The following is a 16,470-nucleotide window of genomic DNA, read 5'->3' as shown; positions in this document are numbered from 1 at the left end:
CCGCCGGCCCGTACCCCGCCCTGAAATCGTTGGGAGACACTCTGATGGGCGCCGACCACACCCGTCCCGCTCCGTCCGCCCCGCCGGGGGTGCGACGGATCCTCGTCGCGACGGTGGTCCCCCTCTTCCTCGCCACCGTGGTGGCCGCCCTCGTGCTGTGGCCCCGGGACACCCGGGAGCCCGAGGCCGCCACCGAACCACCCCGCTACCACGCCACGGTGACGAGGGTGGTGACCGAGCCGTGCCCGCCGACGCCGGAGGCGCCCGAGGGCGGCCCGGCCACCGGCGACGGCCCGTGCGGAACGGTGACCGTCCGGGTCGACGACGGGCCGGACGCCGGGCAGCAGGTCGAGACCCCGGTGCCCGCCGGGCCGGGCGCGCCGGCGGTCGCCGTCGGCGACGAGGTCGTCCTGGTCGAGCTGACCGACCCCGCCGACCCGTCCGCCAGCGCGTACAACATCGCGGAGCACCAGCGGGGCAAGCCGTTGGTGTGGCTGGTGGCGCTCTTCGCCGCCGCGATCGTGGCGTTCGGACGCTGGCGCGGGCTCGCCGCGCTCGCCGGCCTGGCCGCGAGCTTCGCCATCCTGCTGACCTTCGTGCTGCCGGGGATCAGCGCCGGCCGGTCGCCGCTGCTGGTCGCGGTGGTCGGCGCCGCTCTGATCATGTTCGTGGTCCTCTACCTCACCCACGGCGTCACCACACAGACGTCGGTCGCGGTGCTCGGCACGCTGGGCAGCCTGGTGCTCACCGGCGTGCTGGGCACGCTCGCCACCGCCGCCACCCACCTGACCGGGTACGGCAGCGAGGAGGCCACGACCCTGTCGATGTTCCAGGCCGACGTCGACCTGCACGGCCTGCTGCTGGCCGGGATCATCATCGGTTCGCTCGGCGTGCTCGACGACGTCACCGTGACCCAGGCGGCCACCGTCACCGAGCTGGCGCACGCCAATCCCGGTCTGTCCCGCCGCCAGCTCTACCGGTCGGCGACCCGGGTGGGCCGGGCCCACATCGCCTCCACGGTGAACACCATCGTGCTGGCGTACGCGGGCGCGTCGCTGCCGGTGCTGCTCCTGCTGACCGCCGACTCGCGGCCGGTGAGTCAGATCCTGACCAGCGAGTTCCTCGCCCAGGAGATCGTCCGCAGCGCGGTCGCGACCCTGGGACTGATCGCCGCCGTCCCGCTGACCACCGGGCTCGCCGCCCTGGTCACCACCGCCGGCCGGCGTACCGGCGGGGCGGGCGGCGGGGACCGCACCCCCGCGCCGACCCCGCGACCGGCCCCGGAACGGACCGAGGCGCTGGAGGCGCTCAGCACACCCCGCGCCGGCGGGACCGCCCCCGCCACCACCAGGTGGCCCGACCGCGACAGGAGTACGGACACCGCATGGTGACACTCCGCAGCGTGACGATCCAGGACCGTCCTCCTGATAGACGCGTCACTGATTACGCAGTGCACCGACGAAATCGCGCGTTTGGTCGGCTTCGGGACGTAGATCCCCAGGACGACTGTCAGGTAACCTCGCTCCCGGTCACCGCCGAAGGCGCGCACCGGCGCCAGCGGGGCCACCGCCCAATCGCCACCAGGCGAGCCGGGGAACCAGGTACGTGGGGTGAATCCGCGCCAGCGGTAGGGGCCGCTTCCGTCCCGAACCCGTCAGCTAACCCGGTCGGCGGTCGACGGAAGGGAACATTGTGACGGCACCCCTACGCCGCTGGTTGACACCCGTGGTGGCCGTGCTCGCCGCGCTGGCCGTCCTCGCCGGGCCCACCCCGGCCTCGGCCGCCCCCACCACTCCCCCCCAGCCCTCCGGGCACGACGAGGAGCCCAAGCTGCTGGGCGACCTGATCGAGTCCCGCAACCGGGAGTTCATCAAGGCGAACGCCGCGCTGAAGAAGTCGCAGGAGCGCCAGCTCGCCCTCGAACTGGAGCTCCGGAAGGCACAGGCCGATCTCAACGCCCTGGCGCCCCAGGTCAACCAGATCGCCGCCCAGTCGTACCGGACCGGCCGTATCGGTGCGATGTCGATGCTGCTGACCGCGAACACCCCCGACTCGTTCATCGCCCGCGCGACCGCCCTGGACGAGCTGAACCTCGTCAACGACAAGCGCCTCGGCGTGGTCAACGAGGTCAAGAACCGAGCCGAGCAGGCCAAGCTGGCTCTCGACGCCGAGATCCGTGAGCAGCAGAAGCTGACAAACGCCAAGAACCGCGAGAAGCGGGAGGCGGAGAAGGCACTGCGGCTGGTTGGCGGCAAGGGACTCACCGGCGGCCTGGTCAGCGCCACCTCGCCGGTCGCGCGGATCGCCCCGGGCCGCACCGCGAGCGGCGACTGGAAGCCCCAGTCCTGCAGCGAGAACGACCCGACCACCTCCGGCTGCGTCACCCCCCGGACGCTGCACATGTACAAGGAGGTCAAGCGGGCCGGCTTCAACCGGTTCGTCGGCTGCCACCGGTCGGGCGGCCCGTTCGAGCATCCCAAGGGACGGGCCTGTGACTGGTCGCTCCAGAATCGCGGGTTCGCCTCCTGGCACAACAACGACATGCGGAGGTACGGCAACGACCTGACCGCGTTCCTGGTCCGCAACGCCGACCGGCTCGGCGTCTACTACGTGATCTGGAACCGGCAGATCTGGTTCCCGGCGACCGGCTGGAGTTCGTACAGCGGCGCGTCGGACCACACCGATCACGTCCACGTGTCGATGCTGTAGGCCGGCTACCGACGAGGGCCGCCCCGCGAGTGGCGGGGCGGCCCTCGGTGTCCGTGCTCGCCGGGACCCGGGACGGTCAGGCGGCCGCGCGTTCGGCCGCGTCGACGTCGGGCAGGCCCACCGCGGCCACCGTCCGCACCGCACCCGCGGCGAGGCGGTACGACATCCCCACCACCGCGCACCGCCCGGCGGCCACGGCGGCTGCGAGCGGCTCCGACCGGTCCAGCATCGCCTCGACGGTGCAGGCGATGTGGATGTCGACGATCCCGTCGAGGTCGGCGACCCCCTCGGCGTCCGCCCGGCGCAGGCTCGGCACCACGGCGTCCACCACGGCACCGAGGTGGCCGGACGGGGGCGTGCCGGTGGCTGCCGCCGTACGGGCCGCCTGCACGGCGCCGCAGGAGTCGTGGCCGAGCACCACCACGAGCGGCGTGCCGAGCACGGTCACGGCGTACTCGACGCTGCCCAGCACCTCGGGACCCACGGTGTGCCCCGCCGTACGCACCACGAAGAGGTCGCCCAGCCCGCGGTCAAAGATGATCTCGGCGGCGAGGCGGGAGTCGGAACAGCCGACGATCACCGCGAAGGGCTGCTGCCCGTCCGCCACGGCCGCTCGACGGCCGGCGTCCTGGTTGGGATGACGCGGCTCGCAGGTGACGAACCGCCGGTTGCCGGCGTACAGCTCGGCGAGCGCCCGTTCCGGCCCGGTAGAGCTGGCGACGGCCTCGCTCTGCGCGCTGCGACTCATGCCTCACCTCGTCCCTGCGGCGGCGAACCTGGTGGGACCCGGGGCCGGCGCTGGACTCGGGCTGGCACCCACGGTCACACGCAGCAGAAGCCGCGTCAAGGTATGCGTGATATGCGCTTCATATGTCGGCGAGCCCTTGCGCGACGTGCGACGGAGCCCCGGCGGTGGTGGGCGCTACCGGGACGGGTCATACGATGACGGCATGGCGACCGCAGAAGAGCAGGGGAACACCCGGAACTGGACGTTCCTCACGAACCACGGCCACGTGCTGCTCGCCATCGCCCGCAACCCCACCGCTCGGCTGCGCGACGTGGCCGACGAGGTCGGCATCACCGAGCGGGCCGCGCAGGCCATCGTCGCCGACCTGGAGGCGGGCGGCTACCTGCTCCGCACGCGGGTCGGCCGGCGCAACGAGTACACCCTGAACCCCGCCGGCCGCTTCCGGCACCCGGCGGAGGCGGACCGGCAGGTCGGTGACCTGCTTGCGGTCTTCGCCGAGGAGCCGGTGAGCGAGGGCACGACGGGCGGTACCCCCGCCGGCGACGCGCGGCGGTAGTCTCACCGCGTGCGCGAGAGCTTCCGACCGGACCGGCCCGCTCCCGCCCGCCGAGCCGGGGCCCGGGCCCTCCTGAGTGGAGCCGCCGCTCTGCTGCTCGGCACCTTCGCGGTCGCACCCTCGCCCGCGGCGGCGGCGCCCCGCTGCGGGCCGCCCGGCACGGCGGCGCCCGCCGAGACGCCGTGGGCGACCCGCCGCCTGGAGCCCGCGCCGGCGTGGCGGCTCAGCCGGGGCGACGGGATCACCGTCGCGGTCATCGACTCCGGGGTGTCGGCCATCCATCCCACACTGCGGGGCAAGGTCCGCCCGGGGCGTGACTTCAACAACCTGCCGCAGCAGCAGGGCCAGTGTGACCTGGACGGGCACGGCACCATCATCGCGGGCATCATCGCGGGCCGGGACGGCACCGGTGCGCCGTTCAGCGGCATCGCGCCCGAGGCCCGCATCCTCCCGGTCCGCATCCTGCCCGAGGCGGGCAGGACGACCCGGGACGAGGGGCTGCCGGCCGAGGTGGCCCAGGCGATCCGGTGGGCGGTGCAGAACGACGCCGACGTGATCAACCTGTCCCTGGTCACCGTCGAGACGCCGGAGCTGGCCGACGCGGTCCGCGACGCGCTGGACGAGGGTGTGGTGCTGGTCGCCGCCGCCGGCAACCGCGCGGAGGACCAGCAGAACCTCACGGCGTACCCCGCCGCGTACCCGGGGGTGATCGCGGTCGCCGGGGTGGACGAGGAGGGTGGCCACGTCGGCAGCTCGGTGGCCGGCGACTACGTCGACGTCGCCGCCCCGGGCCTGAACATCGTCGGCCCCGCGCCGGGCGGCGACGGTTACCTCAACCGACCCGAGGGTGGCACCAGCTTCGCCGCCGCGTACGTCTCCGGGGTGGTCGCGCTGGTGCGGGCCGCCCACCCGGACCTCACGCCGGACCAGGTGGCCGACCGGCTCGTCCGGACGGCCGACAACCCGCCCGGCGGCCACAACGCCGAGGTCGGTCACGGCGTCGTGAACCCTTACCGAGCGGTGTCCGACCTGCTCGGCACGCGGACCGACAAACCACCCGCCGCGCTGGCCGCGCCGCCGCCGGCTGAGGACCCGCTGGCCTGGCAGCGGGACGTGGCGTTGTGGACGGCCGCGATCGGCGCGGCGCTGGCCGTGTTGCTGCTGGCGGTCAAGCCGGTCCTGGTTCGGGGGCGCCGGCGCGGCTGGCGACCGGGGCGGCGGCCGGCCGACCCCACCCCGACCACCTGACATGCACAGGGCCCCTCCTCGGCGAGGAGAGGCCCTGGACGTCGATCGGGTCAGCGCAGCACGCCGGGCGCGCCGTCGCCGTCCGCGCCCCACACGTCCTCGTCCTCCTCCAGCCAGGTGTTGCGGGGGACCTCCTCGTCGCCGAACCCGGCGCCGCCCGTCCCGCCCATGCCGGCGACGGCCCCGCCGCGGGCACCGGCCCCGCCGGCACCCCGGCCGGCCACGCCGGCGCCGGGCGCTCCCCGGCCTGCCCCGCGACCTCCGGCTCCACGACCGGCGCCGGCCATGCCGCCACCCATCATCGGCGCCATCCCGCCGCCCGCGCCCAGCTTGCCGCCCGCGCCGAGCCGGCCACCGCCACCCCGGCCCCCGCCCCGACCGGCGCCGGCCATGCCGCCACCCATCATCGGCGCCATGCCGGGCGTCACCGGGCGACCCAGGGATCCACCGCCGGGGATCATTCCGCCGCCCCCGGCCAGACCGGCACCGCCGGTACTCGCGCCCAGGCCGCTGGTGCCGGGCAGGCCACCGCCGCCCAGGCCCGGCGCGGTGGCGGCGGGGGCGGCACCGGCGAGACCGCTGCCGTAGTCGTCGGCGAGGCTGCCCGTGCCCGGGTAGCCGCCCGACGGGTAGCCGGTGCCGGAGCCGCCGCCGAGGTCCGGGTGAGCGCCGGAGCCGGTGCCGGGCATGGTGCCGGTGCCCGGCAGCCTGTCCAGGTTCGCCGAGGGGCCGCCGCCGGGCAGGTTCGCGCCGGACGGCATGCCGCCCAGGTTCGGCGCCCCGCCGGGCGCGGTCCCCCCGGGCCCGGTGCCCAGGTCGGGCGTGCGCATGTCCGGCCTGAAGTCGGTCGGGGGAACCCCCGTCGAACCCGGCATCCCCTGGTCGGTGGTCAGGTACCGGCCGCTGACGTCGCCGTAGACCTCGGCCGCCTCCGACGACTTGTCGTTGATCCAGTCGTAGAGCGAGGTGAGCGGGTCGAGCAGACCGAGAAAGTCCGGCTTGACCTTCGCCTCGAAGAACCCGGTGTCGATGACGAGCCGCCCGTTACGCGCCTCCAGCACGTCGTTGACGCAGCTCGCCGGGATGGGGAACCGGGCCTGGGCGGCGGTCAGGTCGTCCGCGGCGGTCCGCAGCGACTGGACGATGCCGTTCTGACCCTCGGCGTCCTTGACCACCCGGTCGGCCTCGGTCGCGATCCCCGTGACCCGCGTCTTGAAGGCCTCGTACGCCTCGCCCTTCCACACCTCGCCCAGGTCCTTGACGTTGGTCTCCAGGCTCTCCTTCACCGCGTTCACGTTCTTCAGCAGCTGCTCCCAGAGCGACGCCGCGGTGGCCACGTCACCCGGCCGGCCCGCCACGACGACCTGCTGGCACATCTCTTCCCAGCTCGGCACGGCTCACCCTCCCCGTTCAGGCCGGCTCGTTGGACGCGTCGGCGAAGATGCGGTTCATCTCGGCGGCGGTCATCGCGTTGGCGCGCTCCGCCGTCTCGTAGTTCTCCTTGACCTCGCGCAGCGCGTTCGCCGCCTGGTACAGGTCCTCGGCCAGCTTCCGCACGCCCTGCTGCGTGCTGGTGAAGAGGGAGGAGTGCTTGGTGGCCAGGTCCTGCGCGCGGGGGAACGTGCCGAGCGGACTCGTCTGGCCCGGCACACCCGGCGCGGCCGAGCCGCCCATCGTGTCCTGGATCTCCACCATCTTGTACGACTGCTTGTGCAGGAAGTCGGCGTGCGACTCCAGCCAGCGGATCGCCTCGTCCAGGCTGGACGCGTCCCACTCCGTCTGCGCGCCCGCCTCGTTCGCCCCCGGCATCAGGGCGGTCGGTCGCTCCGCCCGGTTGACGTTGTCCATCGTGACGCCGTCCAGGTGCATGGTCGGCACCAGCGGCGTCATGGGCACGGGTATCGGGTTGTCCAAGCGGATCTCGTCCGGGATCTCGGTCCTGTCCGGCGATCCGGTCCGGTCCTCCGTCATCGGTTCCTCCCCCTAGCCGACTGGGATGCTGGCCTACTGCTGGTGCCCGCCGGGAGCGGGCGGAGGTGGCGGTGGCGCGCCCGGCACCGCGGACTGCGCGGGCGGATGACCGGGCGGCGCAGCCGGATAGCCGGGCGGCGCGGGCGGGTGACCAGGCGGCGCGGGCGGATAGCCGGGCGGCGCAGCCGGGTAACCGGGCGGCGTGGGCGGATAGCCGGGCGCGCCGGGAGCCGGGAAGCCGGGCGGGCCGGCGGCCGGCGGGCGGCGGCGCGAGCGCCGGACCAGCACGATCACCAGGACCACGACGCCGATCGGCACGGCCAGGCAGAACGCGCCGGCGATCCAGGCGCCCGGACCCTTCTTCATGGTGATCGCGACGGCCGGCCCGTCGTCCTCCCGGGCCTGAGCACCACGCGAGGGCTCGGCGGAGGCGGTGTCGGCGGCGGTGACCAGCGGGTTGGCGCGCACCGCCGGCACCGAACGGGTCAGCGCGGCGAGCGGGTCGACCGACCCGAAACCGTACTGGCTGTCCCGGCCCGCGGGGCCCTGGTCGCGTGCGGTGCGGATGATCCGGTTGACCACGTTGGCCGCGTCGAGATCCGGGTACCGCGACCGCAGCAGGGCCACCACGCCGGAGACGATGGCGGCCGAGTCGCTGGTGCCGCTGCTGATCGCGTACCCGTTCCGGGAGACCGACCGCGGTGCCGGGGAGATGATGTCCTCCATCGGCGCGGCCAGCACGGCCTCCGGCCCGTGCACGCTCTCCGCGAAGGCGCTGCCCCGCTTGCTCAGGCCGGTCACCGCGATCACACCGGGGATCCGGGCCGGGCTCACCACGTCGCGTACGCCCTGCTTCCGGTTGCCCACCGATCCGACGAGGACGACGTCCTTGGCGAGCGCGTACCGGACGGCGTCCGTCTCCGCCTTGGAGGGTGGGCCGTCGCTGCCGAGGGAGAGGTTGATCACGTCGGCGCCGTTGTCCGCCGCCCACCTGATGCCCTCGGCGATGTGCTCCGACCGGTAGCCCCGCTGGAGCGCGACCGGGAGGATGCGGGCCTCCGGCGCGATGCCGAGGTGCCGCATCTGACCGCCGCCGCGCCCGGCGATGAGCCCGGACATGGCGGTGCCGTGCCCCTTCTCCTGGTCGACGTCACGCCGGCCGTCCGGCGCCACGCCCGACCCGATGCCCTTACCGGGGAGGACCTGCCCGCGCAGTTCGGGAACGGTGGTGTCGACGCCGGAGTCGACGACGGCGACGACCACGCCGCGACCCTTGGTGATCTTGTGCACCTGCGGGATCCTGAGCGTGTCGAGATACCACTGGAGACCGCGGACGGTGTCGGCGGCCTGGACGGGCGCGGGCACGACCACCGGGCCGGCCGCGGCGACCAGTGCCACCACGGCAGCGGCGGCGGCCGGCAACAGCCGCAGGTGCTTCCCCGTACGCATGACTCCCCCAGGACCCGTCCAACCCCGAACACGGCGCGGCTCCGGCCCGGTCTGGCCGGACCGGAGCCGCGTCGACGTTCGAGTCAGCCCCACACCTTGGCGTTGCTCATCTCGGTGCTGACGTAGTTCTCGCGGGCGATGCCCACGGCGCCACCGATCTCGTTCAGGATGCGGTTGATGTCGCGCACGGCCGAGTCCCACTGGGCCTGGTGCTGCTCGTACGCGGCCCGGTCCTGACCGTCCCACTGGAGCTTGGACAGCATGGAGCGCAGCGTGTCCAGCTTCTCGTCGATGGTGCGCGAGATGGTCTGCATCTGCTGGTTGGCGTTCTCGAGGGCCGCGTAATCGACCTTGATGCTCATCTAGTCCTCCCCCTGCTCGTCTCGTCGGATCACGGGTTGAGAGCAGAGTGGAACTTGTCCAGCATCTGCTGCTGCTCTTCGTCGTTGACCTGGTGCGTCGTGCCCGACTTGTCGAGCAGGTCGGCGATGTTGTCCATCGCCGTCAGCAGCTTGGCGGTGTTGGTGTTCCAGTTCTGCATGAGCGTCTGGAACCCGGTGGACGCCTGCCCCTTCCAGGCGATGGCCAGGTCGTCGACCACGTTCCACAGCTTCTTCAGCTCGCCGTCGACCTCGCTGCGCGTGGACCGCACGTCACTCGCGGCGGTATGTAGAGTCGCTGCCTCGACCTCGAACGCCATGCTTCACACCCCTCCGTCTTCTCGTGGCGGCGGATCTGCCGCGCCCTCCCCCGCGGCAAGGCACACACCCCACCGACGGACACTCTCCTCAGGAGACCGTAGCGGACCCGCACAACGCGGCGCAGCCCCCTACGGGCCCCAATATTACGGACTGTGATCCGGTCGTGGCCTGTCGCGTCGGACCGCGAACACATCCACGACCGTCACCGTCCATCGTGGACCTTACCTCATCCCGGCTCCGACCAGGCGGTCTGGATGAGCTGCTGGCCGTCGCGCCGCCGGACCAGGGTGCCGCGGCCGGGCGGTTGCGGGCTCGGCCGCAGGGTGCCGAAGACCGCGCCCTCCTCCCGGCTGCCGGACATCAACAGGCCCGGGGAGTCCAGCTCACGCAGCCGTTGCAGCACCGGCTCGTACAGCGCCCGGGCCACACCACCGACCCGCCGCGTCACGATCAGGTGCAGGCCGATGTCGCGCGCCTGCGGCAGCAGCTCGTGCAGCGCGCTGAGCGGGTTGTTGCCGCCCGAGGCGACCAGGTCGTAGTCGTCCACCAGGATGTAGAGGTCCGGGCCCTTCCACCAACTGCGGTCGCGGAGCTGGGCGGTGGTCACGTCCGGCCCGGGCAGCCGGTTCGACAGGGCGCTGCGGATCGAGGCCAGGCCCTGCGCGAACAGCTGGTTGGACGGCGCGTAGTCGAGCAGGTGGTCCCCCTCGACCGCGCCGAGCAGCCCACGCCGGTAGTCGGCGATGACCAGCCGGGCCTGGGCCGGGGTGTACCGCTCGGTGATGCCCCGGGCGATCAGCCGCAGCAGGTTCGTCTTGCCGCACTCGGCGTCACCGAAGACGGTCAGGTGCGGCTCGTTGGCCAGGTCCAGGTAGACCGGGGCGAGCGCCGCCTCGTTGACACCGATCGGCAGCCCCGGAGCGGAGCGGTCGATGATCCGCGCCAGCTCGGCGACGGGCAGCTTGCGCGGCAACAGGCGCACCTTCGGCGCCGGCCGGCCGGGCCAGGACGAGGCGACGTGCTTGGCCAGGGCGACCGACGCCTCGGTCAGGTCCTCGATGTCGCGGCGACCGTCGATCCGCGAGATCGCGGTGAGGAAGTGCAGCTTGTCCCGGGTGAGACCGCGCCCGGGCGAGCCGGTCGGGACGTTCGCCGCCGCGCGCCGGTCGATCTCCGACTCGTTCGGGTCACCGAGCCGCAGCTCCAGCTTCGTGCCGAGCAGGTCCCGCATGTTGATCCGGATCTCCGCCCACCGCACCGCGGTCAGGATCACGTGTACGCCGAAACCCAGGCCGCGGTTGGCCAGGTTGGTGATCGTCTGCTCCAGCTCCTCGTACTCCTGGCGCAGCGTGTTCCAGCCGTCGACCACGAGGAAGACGTCGCCGAACGGGTCGTCGGCGAACTCGCCGGCCGCCCGGCGGCGCCGGTAGCTGGCCACCGAGTCGATGCCGTGCTGGGCGAACCGGATCTCCCGGTCGTCGAGCACGGCGACGACCTCCGCCACGGTCCGCCGGACCGCCTCGGTGTCCCGCCGGCCCGCGACGCCGGCCGTGTGCGGTAGCCCCTCCAGGCTGCGCAGTGCGCCGCCGCCGAAGTCCAGGCAGAAGAACTGCGCCTCACGCGGGGTGTGGGTCAGCGCGAGGGAGGCCAGCAGCGAACGCAGCATCGTGCTCTTGCCGCTCAGCGACGCCCCCACGATCACCACGTTGCCGCCGGCGCCGGCCAGCTCCACGAGCATCGGGTCGCGGCGCTGCTCGTACGGCCGGTCCACCACGCCGACCGGGACGGTGAGCTGGCCCCGGCCGCCCCAGTTCGCCGTGCAGAGCCCGAACGTCGGGTGGACGCTGAGCGCCGGCAGCAGCTCACCCAGGCCGGGCGGATCGGCCAGCGGCGGCAGCCAGACCTGGTGCGCCGGCCGGCCCTGCCCCTTGATCCGGTCGATGAGCACGTCGAGCATCGCCACGGCCTTGCCCTCGGCCGGCTGCTCCGGCTCGGGTGCGGCCGGCACCGGCACCTGCGGATCCAGCACCGGCAGGTAGTCCACCCCGTACGGCACGACGCGCCGCTGCACCATCGCCTGTGAGGCCGCGGCGAGCTGCCCCGGAGCCCGGTACGGGCCGGAGACGTACGCCGCCCGGAACCGGAGCATGGTGCTGGTGTCGGTCTTCAGGTAACCGTGGCCCGGTGCGTTCGGCAGCTCGTACGCGTCCGGAACGCCGAGGACGATCCGGCTCTCCACTGCGGAGAAGGTACGCAGACCGATCCGGTACGACAGGTGCGTGTCCAGGCCGCGCAGCTTGCCCTCCTCGAGCCGCTGGCTGGCCAGCAGCAGGTGCACGCCCAGCGAGCGGCCCAGCCGGCCGATCATCACGAAGAGGTCGATGAAGTCGGGCTTCGCGGCGAGCAGCTCGCTGAACTCGTCGCAGATGATGAGCAGACTCGGCATCGGCTCCAGCGCTTCGCCGGCCGACCGGGCCTTCTCGTAGTCGTACCGGGAGACGTAGTTGCCGGCCGCGCGCAGCACCTCCTGCCGGCGGGTCATCTCACCGGCGAGCGCGTCCTTCATGCGGTCGACCAGCGGCAGCTCGTCGGCCAGGTTGGTGATGACCGCGCTGGTGTGCGGCAGCGCCTCCAGCGAGGCGAAGGTGGCGCCACCCTTGAAGTCGACAAGGACGAAGTTGAGTTCCTCGGAGGAGTGGGTGACCGCCAGCGCGCCGACGATGGTCCGCAGCAGCTCGCTCTTGCCGGAACCGGTCGCGCCGATCACCAGGCCGTGCGGGCCCATGCCCTCGTGCGCGGACTCCTTGAAGTCCAGTTCCACCACGTTGCCGTCGGGACCGACGCCGAGCGGGATCCGCAGTCGGTCCCGGTGGCCGCGCGGCTGCCAGGTCTGGCGGACGTCCAGCGTCGCGGCGTCGCCGACCCCGAGCAGGTCGGGCAGCTCCATGCTGCGGGCCAGCGGCTCGTCCGCCGTCGCCTGCTGCTGGGAGAGCCGGTACGGGGCCAGCTGCCGGGCCAGCCCTTCGGCGGCGGCGGCGCTGAGCCGGTCCGGCGTGCCGAGCCGGGACGACGTGGTGCCGCGGACCAGCTCCAGGGAACTGCCGTCGCCCGCGTCCAGGCAGAGCAGCCACCGGCCGGCGTCCCGGGGCACGGCGCCGGAGAGGTCGACAAGCGTGGCGCCGAGCAGCCCCACCCCCATCAGCTGGCAGGTCGCCGCCACCTCACCGCCGTCGACCACGACGACCAGGTGCGGCATCGTGGTCAGCGGCTTCGCCTCGGGCGCGAAGCGGGGCCGGCCGGCCAGCTCGCCGGCGAGCGCCTCCTCCGCCTCGGCGAGGCTGGCGAAGACCAGCCGTCGCGCACCGGCCGCGTCGCTGCGTCCACTGTGGTGCGCGTGCGGCAGCCACTTCACCCAGTCCCAGGCGCCCTGCCGGTCCGGTGCGGCGACCACCGCGACCACCAGGTCGTCCGGTGCGTGGAACGTGGCCAGCTGGCCCAGGGCCGCCCGGGTCAGGTCCAGCACCGGCTCCCGGTCGCCGCGCAGCACGACCCGGCTGAACGCGCGCACCGACAGGGCGGTCGGCAGGTCCGGCACGGTCGAGTGGGCCCGGACGAAACGCCGCAGCGCGATCGCGCTCATCGGCTCCAGGTCCTCGACCGGCTTGGTCTCCGGCGGGACGATCTCCACGGCGAGGCGCTGCGGCCCGGTGGCGATCCGGGTCTCGCCGAAGTCGTCCTCGGTGATCCGCCGTTCCCACAGGCGACGCGAGGCGGCGATCGACCAGAGGGCGTCCGGCTCGGGGTGGCGCCACGCCATCGCCGCCCGCTGCTGCTCGGCCGCGCGCCGGGTGCGCTTGCGCATCTGCGCCAGGTAGCGCATGAAGTCGCGCCGGTCGGCGTTCAGCTCGGCCTTGTCGTTGCCGCCGGAGGACGCGAGCGAGCCGATCGCCATGCCCAGCATCGAGACGCCGAAGAGGCCGCCGGCGACGTACGTCATCATGCCGCCGCCGCGCCCGGCGTAGAGGAAGGCCATCGCGCCGACCCCGCAGACCATCGGCAGGATCATCAGCAGCTGACCCATCCCGCGTGGCGTCGGCTCCGGCAGCTCCGGAGGCGACTCCAGCAGGACCTCGCCCCGTGGCAGGGCCGGGCCCGGCTGGCGTGGCGGTCGGCGGAACACCACCGTGCTCACGGCTTGTCTCCTCCCCCTGAGACGATCGCGTCCCCCCTGAGACGATCGCGCGGGTGGCCCGGGTCGTCGGGTGGGCATCGTACGCGCCCGCCATCGTAGGTAATCTCCCGTGGGCGTCGGAGACCCGCGCGGGGCGGTCCCGTCCGGGCCGGAGGACGAGCGAGGAGGCCACTGTGGCGACGAAGACGGCGACCGGTGGGTTGAGCCGGATCACCATCGTGGCGCCACGCACCCGGATGGACCTCGCGCTGCCGTCCGACGTACCCCTGGCCGACCTGTTGCCGACCCTGCTCCGCTACGCCGGCGAGGACCTGGCGGACGAGGGCGTCCGGCACGGCGGCTGGAGCCTGGCGCGGCTCGGCGGGTCGCCTCTCGACGGCGGTCGCACCCCCGCGCAGCTCGGCATCCGCGACGGCGAGGTGCTCTACTTCAACCCGCGCAGCGCCTCCGCACCGGAGATCGTCTTCGATGACGTGGTGGACGCGGTGGCGACCGCCACCAACCAGCGCCCCGGCGCCTGGCAGGTCGGCACGACCCGGGCGTACGCGGTGCTCTTCGCGGCGGCGGCGCTCGGGGGCGGCGCGTTGGCGGCGCTCTTCACCGGCCCGCCGCAGCTCCCCGGCGCGGTGGCCGCGCTGCTCGTCGCCGTCGCGCTGCTGGTCGGCGCCGCGGTGCTGTCCCGGGCCGCCGCCGACAGCGCCACCGGGTCCGCGCTGGCGCTGGCCGGGCTGGGGTACGCGGCCGTCGGCGGCCTGCTGCTGCTCGCCGGTGACCGGACGCTCACCGAACTGGCGGCGCCGCACGTGCTGCTCGCCGCCACCGCGGTGGTGGTCGGCGCGGCGGTGGCGGTGCTGGCGGTCGGCGACCGGCTCCCGGTCTTCTTCGGCGCGGTCGCGGTTGGCGCGGCCACGGCGGTCGGCGCCCTGCTCAGCCTCGGGTTCGGCATCGGACCGGCAGCCGCCGCGGCGGTGGTGGCCGCCGTGGCGTTCGGCGCCGTCCCGGCGCTGCCGATGGCCGCGTACCGGCTGGCCAGGCTGCCGGTGCCGTCCATTCCCACCGGGCCGGAGGACCTCAAGACCGACAGCGAGTCGGTGGACGGGCGGCGGGTTCTCCAGCTCAGCGAACTGGCCGACGAGTTCCTGACCGGTCTGGTGTGGACGGTGTCGCTGCTGGTGCTCGGCGCCCAGGTCGTGCTCGCGTTGGACGGACGGCTGTCGGCCGTACTGCTGTGCCTCGTCCTGGCCCTGCTGTCGATGCTGCGGGCCCGGCCGTTCCTCGGGCGCGCGCAGCGGACGCCGGTGCTGTTCGCCGGCACCGCCGGGCTCGGCCTGACGGCGGCCGCCGCCTTCGCGGGCGGCTCCACCGCACTGCGCCTCGGCCTGATCCTCGGCGGCCTGGTGCTCGCGGCGGTGGTGAGCCTGATCTACGGCCTGACCGTGGCCGGCAAGCGGATCTCCCCGGTCTGGGGCCGGTTGCTGGACATCGTCGAGATCCTGCTGATCATCTCGCTGGTGCCGCTGGCCGTCTGGGTGGTCGGCCTGTACGGCTGGATAGTCAACCTCCGCCCGTGACCCCACGCGCCAAGAGCACCGGGGCTAGGCAGGTGGGGTGAGGGTGTCGGCGACGGCGGCCACCGGGGTGGTGGCGTAGACGCCGGGCGCGTGCTGACCGTCCACCGGGCGGGCCGGCGCGCCGCACTTGCGGGCGACGTCCCGGACCACCTTGACCAGCGCCTCGACGTGGTTGTCCAGCGCCGCGACGCGGAGCAGCGGCGCCGCCACCCGCCCGCCGGGCAGCACCCCGACGGCGAAGGTGTGCGACGGCGCGGAGGTCGCCGTGACACCGTCGACCAGGGCGGCGAACGGCGCCTCGGTGCGGGCCCGCAGGGTCAGGCAGCGCTGCGTCCAGCCGCCCCCGCGCAGCCCCGTCCACGTCTCCGTGGGTGGCGCGGGCGCCAGGTCCAGCCCGGCTGCCGAGACCACCGCGGCGCGCAGTTCGTCGCGGCCGAGCGGGCGGTGGGCGAGGCCGGCGGTGGTCAGCGCCTTGCCCAGCCGGCTGATCCCCGCCGACAGGGTGCGGTGCACGCCCGGCATGCCGCCGCCGCGGCTGACCGACTCCACCCGCGCGTCGCGCACGGACAACCGCAGCGCCACCCAGACCGTACGGTGGGCGGCCGGCGGCGCGCCCGGCGCCGGATACCAGACCAGGGTGTGCGCGACCACCTGCGCCCGGGTGACCGGGCCGCTGAACTCGGTGAGCACCCGGATCACCCGGTCGACCACTGACGACTCGACGGGACCCGGGCCCGGCCGGCCCTGCACCGCGACCGCGGCGAACCAGCCCTGGGCGTCCTGACCGACGCCCAGCCGCGTACCCCGGTCGGTCAGCTCGACCACGGACAGCTCCGGCGCCAGCGGCGCGAGTCGCGGGTCCAGCGCGGTGCCCGCCGCGACGCTGCCACGCGCCCGCTCGGCGCGCCGGCGCAGGCGTCGGCGCAGCAGCAGGTCCTCGTACCACCAGCGACCGCCCCACCGGGCGAACACCGCGAGCACCACCACCATCGCGAGCGCGGCGACGCCGGCCGCGAGCCAGGACGGCCCGCCCAGCGCCGCGGCGACCGCGAGGACGCACAGCTCCAGTACGACGAGCTGACCGACCGTCACGGCGCCCAGCCGACCCCGCCGCGAGGCGGAACCGGCCGGCGCGGGGATCGGCCGGACCGCCCGGGGTGCGGTCGGCGGCGGGCCCGGTGGCGCCTGAACCTGCGTCATCGGTGGGAGTCCTTCCTGGACGGTGCGCGGCGGGGTCGTCGCCGGCGCGGGCGGGGGTCCCGGAGGCCCACCGCCGGCCCCTTATCGTAGGGAAGCCCGCGGCGCCGACTCGGACCTGATCGTCG

General features: G+C 74.0%; 13 protein-coding genes and 1 riboswitch. Of the genes, 5 read left to right on the top strand and 8 right to left on the bottom strand.

What is annotated here, in order from left to right; genetic code table 11:
- The first annotated feature begins 44 nt into the window (after positions 1-44).
- Together ABTW87_RS23205 and ABTW87_RS23200 are read left to right on the top strand one after the other, a co-directional pair.
- Positions 45-1,391 carry a YibE/F family protein gene (locus tag ABTW87_RS23205; protein ID WP_350653056.1) on the top strand — a complete coding sequence of 449 codons (1,347 nt, stop codon included), beginning with the start codon at positions 45-47 and terminating at the stop codon, positions 1,389-1,391.
- Positions 1,392-1,557: 166 nt separating this feature from the next.
- Positions 1,558-1,688, top strand: a riboswitch (cyclic di-AMP (ydaO/yuaA leader).
- A gap of 4 nt (positions 1,689-1,692) precedes the next feature.
- The gene (locus ABTW87_RS23200; protein ID WP_350653055.1) at positions 1,693-2,709 is read left to right on the top strand and encodes a coiled-coil domain-containing protein; all 1,017 of its coding nucleotides are present in this window, start codon (positions 1,693-1,695) and stop codon (positions 2,707-2,709) included.
- A gap of 76 nt (positions 2,710-2,785) precedes the next feature.
- Here ABTW87_RS23200 and ABTW87_RS23195 read toward each other — a convergent pair whose 3' ends face one another.
- Positions 2,786-3,457, bottom strand: a complete 672-nt coding sequence (locus ABTW87_RS23195; protein ID WP_350653054.1) for a carbonic anhydrase — start codon at positions 3,455-3,457, stop codon at positions 2,786-2,788.
- 202 nt (positions 3,458-3,659) lie between these two features.
- Between ABTW87_RS23195 and ABTW87_RS23190 the strand changes: the two genes are divergently transcribed.
- Together ABTW87_RS23190 and mycP are read left to right on the top strand one after the other, a co-directional pair.
- On the top strand, positions 3,660-4,013 hold the full coding sequence (locus tag ABTW87_RS23190; RefSeq protein ID WP_350653053.1) for a helix-turn-helix transcriptional regulator: 354 nt from the start codon (positions 3,660-3,662) through the stop codon (positions 4,011-4,013).
- 9 nt (positions 4,014-4,022) lie between these two features.
- Positions 4,023-5,261, top strand: coding sequence for a type VII secretion-associated serine protease mycosin (mycP, locus tag ABTW87_RS23185; RefSeq protein ID WP_350653052.1), 1,239 nt, complete (start codon positions 4,023-4,025; stop codon positions 5,259-5,261).
- Positions 5,262-5,311: 50 nt separating this feature from the next.
- Here the strand turns inward: mycP and ABTW87_RS23180 are convergent, their stop codons facing one another.
- The 6 genes from ABTW87_RS23180 to eccCa all read right to left on the bottom strand — a co-directional run bounded on the left by ABTW87_RS23180 (position 5,312) and on the right by eccCa (position 13,574).
- Positions 5,312-6,655, bottom strand: a complete 1,344-nt coding sequence (locus ABTW87_RS23180; RefSeq protein ID WP_350653051.1) for a WXG100 family type VII secretion target — start codon at positions 6,653-6,655, stop codon at positions 5,312-5,314.
- A gap of 16 nt (positions 6,656-6,671) precedes the next feature.
- Positions 6,672-7,232 (bottom strand): hypothetical protein, encoded by a 561-nt coding sequence (locus ABTW87_RS23175; RefSeq protein WP_350653050.1) that lies wholly within the window; start codon positions 7,230-7,232, stop codon positions 6,672-6,674.
- A gap of 33 nt (positions 7,233-7,265) precedes the next feature.
- Positions 7,266-8,681 (bottom strand): S8 family serine peptidase, encoded by a 1,416-nt coding sequence (locus tag ABTW87_RS23170; RefSeq protein ID WP_350653049.1) that lies wholly within the window; start codon positions 8,679-8,681, stop codon positions 7,266-7,268.
- Between the two features lie 83 nt (positions 8,682-8,764).
- A complete protein-coding gene (locus ABTW87_RS23165) occupies positions 8,765-9,043 on the bottom strand; it encodes a WXG100 family type VII secretion target (protein ID WP_350653048.1) in 279 nt (92 codons plus the stop codon).
- 29 nt (positions 9,044-9,072) lie between these two features.
- Complete coding sequence (locus tag ABTW87_RS23160) at positions 9,073-9,381, bottom strand: WXG100 family type VII secretion target (RefSeq protein ID WP_350653047.1); 309 nt, start codon at positions 9,379-9,381, stop codon at positions 9,073-9,075.
- 227 nt (positions 9,382-9,608) lie between these two features.
- The gene (gene eccCa / locus ABTW87_RS23155) at positions 9,609-13,574 is read right to left on the bottom strand and encodes a type VII secretion protein EccCa (protein WP_350653046.1); all 3,966 of its coding nucleotides are present in this window, start codon (positions 13,572-13,574) and stop codon (positions 9,609-9,611) included.
- A 173-nt stretch (positions 13,575-13,747) separates the two neighbouring features.
- On the opposite strand from eccCa, the gene eccD reads away from it, so the two are divergent.
- Positions 13,748-15,145, top strand: coding sequence for a type VII secretion integral membrane protein EccD (gene eccD / locus ABTW87_RS23150; protein ID WP_350653045.1), 1,398 nt, complete (start codon positions 13,748-13,750; stop codon positions 15,143-15,145).
- Between the two features lie 24 nt (positions 15,146-15,169).
- Here the strand turns inward: eccD and ABTW87_RS23145 are convergent, their stop codons facing one another.
- A complete protein-coding gene (locus ABTW87_RS23145; protein WP_350653044.1) occupies positions 15,170-16,345 on the bottom strand; it encodes a type VII secretion protein EccE in 1,176 nt (391 codons plus the stop codon).
- Between the last annotated feature and the right edge of the window lie 125 nt (positions 16,346-16,470).

Source organism: Micromonospora sp. NPDC126480, from assembly GCF_040302465.1.
In the GTDB taxonomy this organism is placed as follows: domain Bacteria; phylum Actinomycetota; class Actinomycetes; order Mycobacteriales; family Micromonosporaceae; genus Micromonospora.
The sequence above is the reverse complement of the archived record's forward strand: the minus strand, read 5'-3'. Positions and strand labels throughout refer to the sequence as shown.